Raw genomic sequence first — 10,736 nt, forward strand, 5'->3', positions numbered from 1 at the left:
AAGATTTCTTTAAGAACACTAAGCTTAAATGATCTTATATACCTTATATGATAAAACGCTTTTAGTTATTCTTAATAATTATTAGGAAATGAACGTTTATTGGGATTTCGGGAATAGCAGTCCCGTTATCGCTATAGCGCCTATGCTAATTTAGTGCCGATTATCGGTATGCTCTCCAAACCCAAATAATGATATATTTATTTGACAATGCCTTTCGACACGTTCATGGTTAAAATCTGGAAGAAATATAATGTTTATTAAATATTGGCAATGCTATTTCAATAGTTGATAAGCAACAAGCGCAGCAACGTAAGCCATGGCCGTCATGTAAGCCAATTGGATAACTGGCCATTTCCAGCCTTTAGTTTCTCGGTATACAATAGCTACCGTGCTCATACATTGCATGGCAAAAGCATAAAAAAGCATTAAAGAAATGCCAGTAGCAAAAGTATACACAGGCAAACCGGTACGGCTGTTAACTGAGGCCGACATGCGCTCTCTAATGGTACTGGTATCCTCATCTCCGCCATCGACACTATAAATCGTAGCCATAGTGCCTACAAAGGCTTCGCGGGCGGCAAAAGAGGTAATTAAACCGATACCGATCTTCCAATCGTAACCCAGAGGTCGAATGGCAGGCTCAATCCAATGGCCAAGAATGCCCACATAAGAGTTTTCCAATTTCTCGGTAGCTACCAGGGTTTTAATGTGATCTGTATTTTTTGTGGTGTCGGCCAGAGCAGATTCGTATTTTTTATCGATACTTTCGAAACGGCTTCCTGGCCCGAAAGAGGCCATTACCCAAAGAATGATGGAAATGGCGATGATAACCTTACCTGCTTCGAAAACAAAGGTTTTTGATTTCTCGTACATGGTGTAGAACACATTTTTCCACCTTGGCATACGGTAAACCGGCAACTCCATGATAAAGTAAGACCTTTCTTTGGTTTTGATAATGAATTTCATCACCCATGCTACCAATACCGCAGCAATAATCCCTACCAGGTACATCACCATCAGCGCCAGTCCCTGCAGGTTAAAAACACCTAAAACGGTTTGAGAAGGAATAATTAACGAAATGATTAAAATATATACCGGAAGCCTTGCCGAACAGCTTACCAATGGGGTAACCATGATGGTAATCATCCTGTCTTTCCAGTTTTCGATATTTCTGGCAGCCATAATAGATGGAACTGCACAGGCCAAACCACCGATCATCGGTACCACCGATTTACCGTTTAGCCCAACCTTACTCATAATTTTATCCATCATAAAGGTAACACGGGCCATGTAGCCGGTATCTTCCAAAATGGATATAAAGGCAAAAAGGATTGCAATTTGTGGGATAAATACGAATATGCCGCCTAGCCCAGCAACAACACCATCCAATAACAAATCGGTAAGCATACCTGCCGGCAAATATTCGTGCCCAATACTGGTAATAAAACCAAAACCTGTCTCAATCCAGTCCATTGGATAGGAAGACCAAGCAAATATGGCATTGAAAATAACAAAAAGAATCAGCAAGAAAATGGCAAATCCCCATACTTTATGGGTTAAAATAGCATCTAATTTATCGCTGAAAGAAAATTTCTTTTCTGTACCCTTGTCAATAACTACATCAGATAAAATAGTGCTGAGGTGTTTATATCTGGCAATAGTTTCTGCAGCTTGAATTTTAGAAGATTCGAAATGGTGAGATTGTTCTATATGTTCAATTTCTTCCTGCTCTTTTTCGGTAAAAAAAGTTAAATGTTCATGCTGGTGCAAAACCTGCAACGCATAATAATCATTATCAGAATTAAGTTTGGATTTTATCGCATTAATGGCTTCAGGAGCAAGAAAATTCACATCTACATCCTGAAACTGTGTGGCAACCTTGTTGGTATTGGCAATAGCCTGTTTTAGTTTATCAATTCCGATATTATTTCTTGCCGAAATGGAAACCACCTGTATGCCTAGTTTCTCCGCAAGTTTATCCAAATCGATCTCGATTCCTTGTTTAGCCGAAAGATCGATCATATTCAGGGCCAAAATCATCGGTATACCCAAATCTGCCACTTGCGAATATAAAAGCATATTGCGCTTTAAATTCGAAGCATCTGCTATGAGCACAATAACATCAGGATGGCTATTGTTTTTTTTATCGGCAAGCACCTGAAAAACAATGCTTTCATCAGCACTTTTCGGATATAAGCTATACGTTCCCGGTAAATCTATTATCTCGGCTTCTTTACCGCTGGCAAGTTTTGTAAAACCTGTTTTCTTATCGACAGTGATGCCTGGAAAATTTCCGATTTTTTGATTTAACCCTGTTAAACGGTTAAATAAAGTAGATTTACCTGTATTGGGATTACCAACTAATGCAACTTTAATATCCAAACTCAGCTTTTTTATTGAATAATGATAACATCGGCTTCGCTTTTACGCAAGCAAAGCTGATAACCAGCAACACGGATCGCCATTGGATCGCCCAGGGGAGCAAAACGCTCTACCTCTACCACCTCGCCAGGCAAGCAGCCCATTTCCATTAACTTTACAGACATATCTAAATCTGTAAAAGCTACAATTGTTCCTTTTTCTCCAACCTTTAGGTGCGACAGTTTCATGTGCTAAATTTGGCGCAAGTTAACCTTTCTTTAGATTTATTCCAAATAAGATAGTCGTACGTGGGGTATAAATTGCACAGCTTTACTCTAAAATGATCTAGTTCCGCTGCCTGCCACCTCCAAAGCCGCCACCACCGTTACCGCCACGGCTCCTGCCACCTTCCTCACCTCTTCTGATGCGGTTTTTACCACCCATGCGGTTTAACGAATAGGTAAATGAAAACATAAAATAACGCTGCAATACATTATAACTTACATCCTGGATGGTATTGTTGTTAGCTGTACGGCTTACGCCCTGGTTTTCGTTCAGCAAATCGTTTACAGCCGCTTTAAAGGTTCCCCTGTTTTTAAAAAACTGTTTGCTGATGTAAGAATTTACGAGTGTAAAATGTGTATCGAAACCCTCTCCCCTTCCGGTATTCTGGTTATAATCGGCATCAATAGCCCAGCGAATATCTCCTGGGAATAAATAACTTACACTTACATTTGGACTAAATGTATAGAAGCGTGTATTAGAATTAGGTTGAACCGAGTAAGTTGCACGGTTAATTGAACCATTTACGCCTGCCGTTAAATCGAGCTTATCTAAATTAGAAACCAAACGGCAACCATTGGTAATAGACCAGCTGTTGGTAATATTTTTTAAGGAGTTGGTAAAGTTTACATCCCTATTGTAATTTCCACTAACATTGATATGAAAATTCAGCTTATTCTCTGCCATAATCGGCAAACTTAATGAAGAGGAAATAGACCCTGAGTAAACGCCATTTACGTTAACCGGGGTAATGGCAAGTTTTCCCTGATCATCACCACTTTGAATTAAGCTACTGCTGTTTGCAATCCGGTTTGATGTTTGGGTCAGGTTTAAATTCACAAATAACGATCTGTTTTTTCCAACAGTAAATGTATTGTAGGCTACGCGAAGGGTGTTATTGAATTCGGGTTTTAGATCTGGGTTACCAACGGGGATACTCTGTGTGTTGGTATTGTTCCGGATCGGCTGTAACTGCTGAATGGTCGGCTGGTTTGTACTACCCCTATAGTTAAATACCAAGCGTTTGCTATTGCTAAAATTATACCTGAACATAGCTGAAGGTGTATAGTTGAAAACGTTCTGTTTGAGCACAAACCCCTTGCTGATATTGTTATTTGTGCGATCAGTATTCTGAACCGCCATACCTACATTCCAGTTGTATTTTTTCGCCATTTTATTAAAGCTAAAACCTGCCGAGTTGGTTAAAATGGTATTTTCGTAGGCATTGCTAAAGGTTTCATCCAACAGATCGTACTGTAAAGTGGCTGGATTGAAATTATAGGTAAAACGATCGGATATATTGTGATTATAACCATTCTGATAATTAAACTCCAGGCTTAAGGTTTTATCGAGGGGCTCGGTATATACCAATCTTGTATTCTGACTGAGAGACTCGCTCTCCTGATCGTTAAACTGATCGGTTGTTTTTTGAGTGGTAGTTCCGTTTTCTTTCCTGGTTTCAGGGTTAGTATTGTAATTATCAGCATCGTTATTATTGATGTTGGTATTTAAATTTAGGGATAATGTTCTTCCCCTGTGCATAAATTTTTTACGCAATAAAATGTTGTTGCTGATGGATGGTGCAGTATTATGATTTCTCAAGGATTGTGATCCGGTAATCATATACTTATTAAAATCGCGGGTATAGGTGCTGTTGTTCAAGCTCTCGTTGTCGGTATAACTTAAATTTGGTTGTATCCGAAGTGAGGTCAATGAATCAATCTTGGTATCGACCATAAAGTTTAAGCGGTGATTTAACCGATCGGAATTATTGACCTGATTGTTATTAAAAACCGTAGTTTCATCACCCAATAAATTTTGCCTTACACTGTTCGACAGAATGAGGTTATCAGATTTATTTACGAAATAACTCAGGCTAATTTCGGTTTGATCCGCATATTCATCCGAAAAATTAAACCCGCCAGCCTTTGTATCGGTAATTCCGCCCCGGCCACCATTACTGCCGCCATTCCCTCCACCTAAACCACCACCAAAATTTTGTTTGTTTACATTGTTGAACTGCGCAATTATACTCAGTCGCTTATCCTGATTAAAATGGTTGATGTTTGCATTTACATCGTAACGGTTATTAGAACCATAACCTCCAGAACTGTTTCCGAAATAACCATTTTTCTTATCCTTTCTGGTGGTGATATTAATAATTTTGGTTCTCGAACCATCATCGATTCCGGTAAACTGTGCCTGATCGGAAAGTTCATCAATAATCTGAATTTTATCGATCATATCGGCCGGAAGGTTTTTAGTAGCCAATAAGGGATCATTCCCAAAAAACTCTTTACCATCTACCTTAACTTTTGTAATGGTTTCGCCCTGGGCTTTTACTGTCCCAGCTTTATCTACCTCTACTCCTGGCAATCTCTTTAACAGGTCTTCTACTACGGCATTTTCTACCACTTTAAACGAGCTAGCATTAAACTCAAGTGTATCTTTTTTTACCACTATCGGCGGAATTTCTGCTTTAATATCAACCGTTTGAAGGTCTATTGCACCACCTTCTAACACAATATCGCCCAAGGCCACATCTGTTTTATCCGCCGCGATTGTAAAATCTTTTGTAATATTCTTTAAGCCTAAAAATGCCGCATAAAGTCTGTAAGTACCTGGATTTAAATTTTTGAAAACAAATTTCCCATCTTCGGTTGTACTCACTGCACCAACCATGCTAGAATCGGTTAAGTTTTTAACCGCTATAGAGGCATAATCAATTGGTTTTTTATCTTTTGATTGAATAACCCGTCCGCTAACTGAACCCGTTTTCTGAGCGTACACATAAAAAGATGATAAAATAAGTAGGAGCGTAAAAATTTGTTTCATTCGGTTAGTTTGGTTTATAACATAGAGACTATCGACTTTTATAAAGGTTTATTTTATTTAGGTAACATTTGAAATACATAAATGTCAATAGTACATTTAATCCCAAAACAGATGGTTTTAAAATAGAAAAGTCCCGGTTTAAACCGAGACTTTTCTAAAGTAGAATCGTCATTTCGACTAGAGTGTAACGAAATGTAGAAATCTTTAAGCATCATTTTAGATTTCCCCTCCAAAGGAGTTCCTTTGGAACACTACGGTCGAAATGACGATATATCGAACAATGACAGATTACAGCAAGTTTACATTCTTATGCGACGGCCTTCACCCTGGCCAGGCATCTGCATATCTCCGCTCATATTTCTTCCGCCAATGCGGGTTAAAGAATAGGTGAATGAGAACATATAATAACGCTTTAAAACATTATAATTTAAATCGGTAATGGTATTATTTGTTGCGGTTCTGCTAATGCCCTGGTTTTGGTTAAAAGCATCGTTAACAGCAATTTTAAATGTACCTCTGTTTTTAAAGAACTGACGACTGATATACGAATTTACTAGAGTAAATTCGGTATTATAGCCTTCCCCTCTTCCGGTATTTTTGATATAATCTAAATCTACTGCTAAGCGGATATTTCCAGGAAACAAATAGCTAATGTCAAAACTAGGGTTTAAAGTATAATAGTTTGTGGTCGAGTTTGGCTGAGCAGAATAAGTTGCCCTATTGTATGTGCCAGAAATACCACCAGTAAGATCAAACTTGTCAAAGTTGGTCACAAAATTATACCTATTGGTAACCGACCAGGAATTAGTGATATTTTTCAGTAGTTCGGCACTGTTATTACCCGTGGTAAAATTTACGTTCCTGTTGTAATTTCCATTTAACGATGCATTAAGGGTTAATTTACGTTCTGGCAAAATTGGCAGACCCATATTGATACTTGCATTACCGGAATAGACCCCGTCAACATTAACATAGGTAGTTCTGATTTTCCCATAGTCTACATCGTTTTGATCAGTAACCAATTGGCTACTATTGCCAATGGCATTAAAAGTTTGACTTAAGCTTAAGAAAGCGAAAAACATTCTGCTTTTTGCAAAATCAAAATTATTGTAGTTAATATTTAAATTATTGTTAAACTGAGGCTTTAAACCTGGATTACCAACGAAAACACTTTGTGTATTGGTATTATCGGCAATAGGCTGAATCTGGTTGATGGTTGGCTGTTGTGTTGTTCCCCTATAACGGATATTCAATCTTCTGGAGTTGCTGAAATTATATCTAAAATTAGCTGATGGTGTTAAATTGATAAAATTCTGTGTCCGTACCATACCCGTTGTCAGATTGGTATTTTCACGGTTGGTCTGCTGCGCTGCCAAACCGATGTTCCAATTGTATTTCTTTTCATTGGTTGTAAAGCTTACCCCTGCAGCATTTGTTAAAGTTTGGTTCTCATAAATATTGGTGTAATCCAAATTAACCAGATCATATTGCCCACTGGCTGAATTGAAATCCAATACCTGGCGCCCCTGATTGTCATGGCTATATCCGTTCTGATAGTTAAACTCTAAACTTGTTGTTTTAGATAAGGGCTCTGTATATACCAATCTGGAGGTATTGTTAATGGAGTTTGTGTTTACCTTGTTCAGCTGGTCGATCAAACTAGCCGTTGGTGTACTGTTAATGGTATTCGTTTCAGATATATAATTAAAGTTATCAGCATCGTTATTATTGATACTCGTATTGACATTGAGTGATAATGTTCTACCGCGTCTTTTAAACTTTTTACGGACCAAAAGGTTGTTACTGATGTTTGGGGTAGTACTGTTGCTGATATAGCGTTGATTTCCGACAGTTGTAGATTGGATAAGATTTCGGGTATAACCACTCAGGTTTGTTGCATCACTTTCGGTATAGGATACGTTTGGCTGGATTTTAATTGTTGTAGAAGAATCCAGCTTGGTGTCGATCATAAAATTAAACCGATGGTTGATCCTATCCGTTTTATTATCCGCATTGTTCAAAACGGTAGTGATTCTGTCGCCCAATAAGTTTTGCGTAAAACTGGTTTGTTGATTGGCTACAGCCGATTTATTAAAAAAGTAACTACCCTGAATTTGGGTACCATCTTTATAAGTATCGGCAAAGTTTAAACCTGCAGCATTTGTGGTGGTAATACCGCCGCTACCAGCGCCACTTCCTCCGCCACCAAAATTACCCCGGCCACCGCCACCAAAACCATTCCCTGCACCATTACCCTGCCCGAAGTTCTGTTTATTTACGTTGTTAAACTGACCGATAAAACTGAACTGCTGGTCATTATTGAACTTGTTCACATTTAAACTTGCATCATAACGGTCTTCTGTACCATATCCAACCGTGCTATTTCCAAAATAACCCTTTTTCATTCCGGCTTTAGTTGTGATGTTTAAGATTTTATTTCTCGTACCATCATCAACTCCAGAAAATTGAGATTGCTCAGACATCTCATCAATTACCTGAATCTTATCAACCATATCGGCAGGTAAATTTTTTGTAGCCAATAAGGGGTCTGTTCCGAAAAACTCCTTGCCATCTACTTTAACTTTTGTAACCGTTTCACCCTGCGCTTTAATACTTCCGTCTTTTGCTACTTCAACCCCTGGAAGTTTTTTCAACATGTCTTCTACAACAGCGTTCTCTCTAACCTTGATCGATTTTCCATCAAATTCAATGGTATCTGTTTTTACAACTACCGGAATGCTTGCGGTAACATTAACATCTTTTAAATCAACACCATCATCAACCATGGCAATTTCGCCGGCATTCACTGCTGCTTTGGCCACTTCAATATCCTTAGTTACTGTTTTTAAACCTAAAAAGGCGGAGTAAATTCTATATTTACCCGGGGCAATGCTCTTAAAACTAAAAGATCCATCGGGATTGGTCTGTCCTGAAGCAACAACGCTCGAATCTTTTAAGCTCTTAATTGCTATTGTAGCAAAGTCAACAGGCTTTTTATCTTTCGCGTTAATTACTTTACCGCTTATTGAGCCAGTATTTTGAGCCTGGGCAATATATCCACAAAATAGGAGCACAATGAATATTGCCCGCTGAACGTTTTTTTTCATCAAAAAATTAGATATTATAATACAAAACTAAGCTATCAGACTAGGGAAAGGCGCAAAGGTTTGTTAAGGTGCGTTAAAAGCTTGGTAACATTTTAAATACAGCTTTTTAGGAAGGTAATCAGATCTAAAGGGTCGATCAGAAGGAGGATTATTTTTGCGGTGAAGGATAACTTTTGTAATATACTTTTGGGCAGTTACAGTTTTTTTTAAAAATACTGCAACCGCTTAAACATATGGTCACAATTACACAGATGATACTAGCTTTCGTTTTCATTGAAATTTAATTTATGAAGCAATACATAACTAAAAACTGCCATTGATGCGCCCAACATGTCGCAACCAAAATCCCACCATTCTGCAGATCGGTAGGTAAAAACTTTCCATTGTAACAGTTCAATTCCACCTCCAAGTATCGCATTGATGAGCAAAATCTTAAAAATGGTTAATGTTCTGAAAGCGAAGGTATGCTGATATCTTATTTTCCCGTAGAAGAGTAATACCGATAAAACAAAGAAAAAACCCATATGGGTCATTTTATCAAAGCCTTCGAAAAAAAAGCCATGCCCTGGTGAATCGGGCATTTTAATGTTACAAAGCACTAAAACGACAATAGTCCAAAAAATAGCCCATTTTTGCTGTTTCAGTGCTTTGTACAAAATATTATAATTAAGCCCCTACCAATTCCTGGTAAGCTTCTGCAGTTAATAAATCTTCTACTTCAGCTAAATCAGCCAAAGATACTTTTACCATCCAACCTTTTCCGTAAGGATCAGAGTTAACCAATTCCGGATTGTCATTTAATTCAGCGTTAACCTCTAATACCGTTCCAGTAACTGGCATATATAAATCAGACACCGTTTTAACGGCTTCTACAGTACCAAAAACTTCTTCTTTTGCTACCTCGCTACCTACCGTATTGATATCAACATAAACAATATCACCTAATTCGCGCTGAGCGAAATCAGTAACACCGATAATAGCTTCGTTACCTTCAACTTTAACCCACTCGTGGTCTTTAGTGTATTTTAATTCTGATGGAAAATTCATGGTTTGTATTTATTGAATATAAGTTATATTAATTTTCTTGTTTTATTAAGCTTGTATGGATTAAACGTTTCCCAGCGTTTACCCGCCAAAAATACAATTTAGTTTAACATATCGCAATGCTGGACGAATTAACTTAAAGATATTAAATCAAATCAGCATTTTAAGTGATTGAGGGAATGTCTGAGATACTGCATATATAGGTTTTTCGGATTTCTGAATTTATAATACTTTTTTCACAATCAAATAGAAAAAAAAACATATTTGTATGTTTAATTATTAATTCTTACTCAATCTTTATGAAACAACATTTAAAATTAATGCTCGGCCTTGTCCTAGCCGCGAGCTTCACATTCCAAGGGTGTAAAAGGAAGAAACTGTAAGAACCAAAGAAAGAACTTGAAACATTTTCAGGCAAACCGAATTCATCAGCTAATGTACCTAACTGGGAATCGTATGCTAAGAGCGAATTATTCCCTTATGGGGGACGGCACACAATGGAAGACTTTAATCCCGTGGGATGGACAAACGTTTTATATGAGTAATGTTCATTTGAGAAACGGTTATGCATACGGAACAGCTGTTGCTGTTATTACTGGAACTCCAGAGTCTCCTACTGGCGAGGTTGGAAATTTAGTTGCAGGAGAAAGCTGGGAGGGCCCGACTAGAATGTTTGGTTATACCAGACGCTCTTGTAATCCACCAACTATCAGCAAGGTCACTAGCACCTGGACAAATTATAGCGTGACAGGAAAAGATAATGCTGGCGATACTTTTTCAGCATTCGGAAGCCAATTTCAGCAGACGAATGACTGGAACATTCCAATTGACAATTCTGCATCAGTCGATTTAGGTGAACGTTTTTTTAATGGAAGCATCCAGAAAGTAAAGATTACAAGGGTTCTTTTTTACGGATTAGGAAATTGCCAATTTACTCCGAAGCTTGTTACCTTTAAACTAGCAGCCTTGAAAGATAGCCAAGGAGTTATTCACTATTATATCGCACATCCCAATTTAAGAGAGCCAGCGATAACGGGATCTCCCGTGCCAATAGAATGGGAAAATTAATAGTTTCGTTTATTTGTGGGATGGTCCATAGATCATCCC

7 protein-coding genes are annotated in these 10,736 nt (G+C 38.0%); 1 reads left to right on the forward strand and 6 read right to left on the reverse strand.

The annotated features are described in order from the left end of the window. Positions 1–273: 273 nt before the first annotated feature. From feoB to gcvH, 6 genes are all read right to left on the reverse strand, one after another. Positions 274–2,388 (reverse strand): ferrous iron transport protein B, encoded by a 2,115-nt coding sequence (feoB, locus tag EYS08_RS22365; protein WP_165456539.1) that lies wholly within the window; start codon positions 2,386–2,388, stop codon positions 274–276. Positions 2,389–2,393: 5 nt separating this feature from the next. After that, entirely contained in the window at positions 2,394–2,609 is a 216-nt protein-coding gene (locus EYS08_RS22370; RefSeq protein ID WP_055913318.1) for a FeoA family protein, read from the reverse strand. Positions 2,610–2,706: 97 nt separating this feature from the next. Then, positions 2,707–5,478, reverse strand: coding sequence for an outer membrane beta-barrel family protein (locus EYS08_RS22375; RefSeq protein WP_131032185.1), 2,772 nt, complete (start codon positions 5,476–5,478; stop codon positions 2,707–2,709). Between the two features lie 299 nt (positions 5,479–5,777). Continuing rightward, positions 5,778–8,585, reverse strand: a complete 2,808-nt coding sequence (locus tag EYS08_RS22380) for an outer membrane beta-barrel family protein (protein WP_131032186.1) — start codon at positions 8,583–8,585, stop codon at positions 5,778–5,780. A gap of 257 nt (positions 8,586–8,842) precedes the next feature. After that, positions 8,843–9,241, reverse strand: a complete 399-nt coding sequence (locus EYS08_RS22385) for a VanZ family protein (protein WP_131032187.1) — start codon at positions 9,239–9,241, stop codon at positions 8,843–8,845. 10 nt (positions 9,242–9,251) lie between these two features. Next, complete coding sequence (gene gcvH / locus EYS08_RS22390; protein ID WP_108197822.1) at positions 9,252–9,632, reverse strand: glycine cleavage system protein GcvH; 381 nt, start codon at positions 9,630–9,632, stop codon at positions 9,252–9,254. A 453-nt stretch (positions 9,633–10,085) separates the two neighbouring features. Between gcvH and EYS08_RS22395 the strand changes: the two genes are divergently transcribed. Next, positions 10,086–10,697: a hypothetical protein gene (locus EYS08_RS22395; protein WP_131032188.1), complete on the forward strand. Its 612-nt coding sequence runs from the start codon at positions 10,086–10,088 to the stop codon at positions 10,695–10,697. Positions 10,698–10,736: the final 39 nt, after the last annotated feature.

The organism is Pedobacter kyonggii (assembly GCF_004310665.1).
Classification (GTDB): Bacteria; Bacteroidota; Bacteroidia; order Sphingobacteriales; family Sphingobacteriaceae; genus Pedobacter; species Pedobacter kyonggii.

Coding starts and splice junctions, on each gene's coding strand:
- EYS08_RS22370 (WP_055913318.1), bottom strand. CDS start 2,609: ATGAAACTGTCGCACCTAAAGGTTGGAGAAAAAGGAACAATTGTAGCT.
- EYS08_RS22375 (WP_131032185.1), bottom strand. CDS start 5,478: ATGAAACAAATTTTTACGCTCCTACTTATTTTATCATCTTTTTATGTG.
- EYS08_RS22380 (WP_131032186.1), bottom strand. CDS start 8,585: ATGAAAAAAAACGTTCAGCGGGCAATATTCATTGTGCTCCTATTTTGT.
- gcvH (WP_108197822.1), bottom strand. CDS start 9,632: ATGAATTTTCCATCAGAATTAAAATACACTAAAGACCACGAGTGGGTT.
- EYS08_RS22395 (WP_131032188.1), top strand. CDS start 10,086: ATGCTAAGAGCGAATTATTCCCTTATGGGGGACGGCACACAATGGAAG.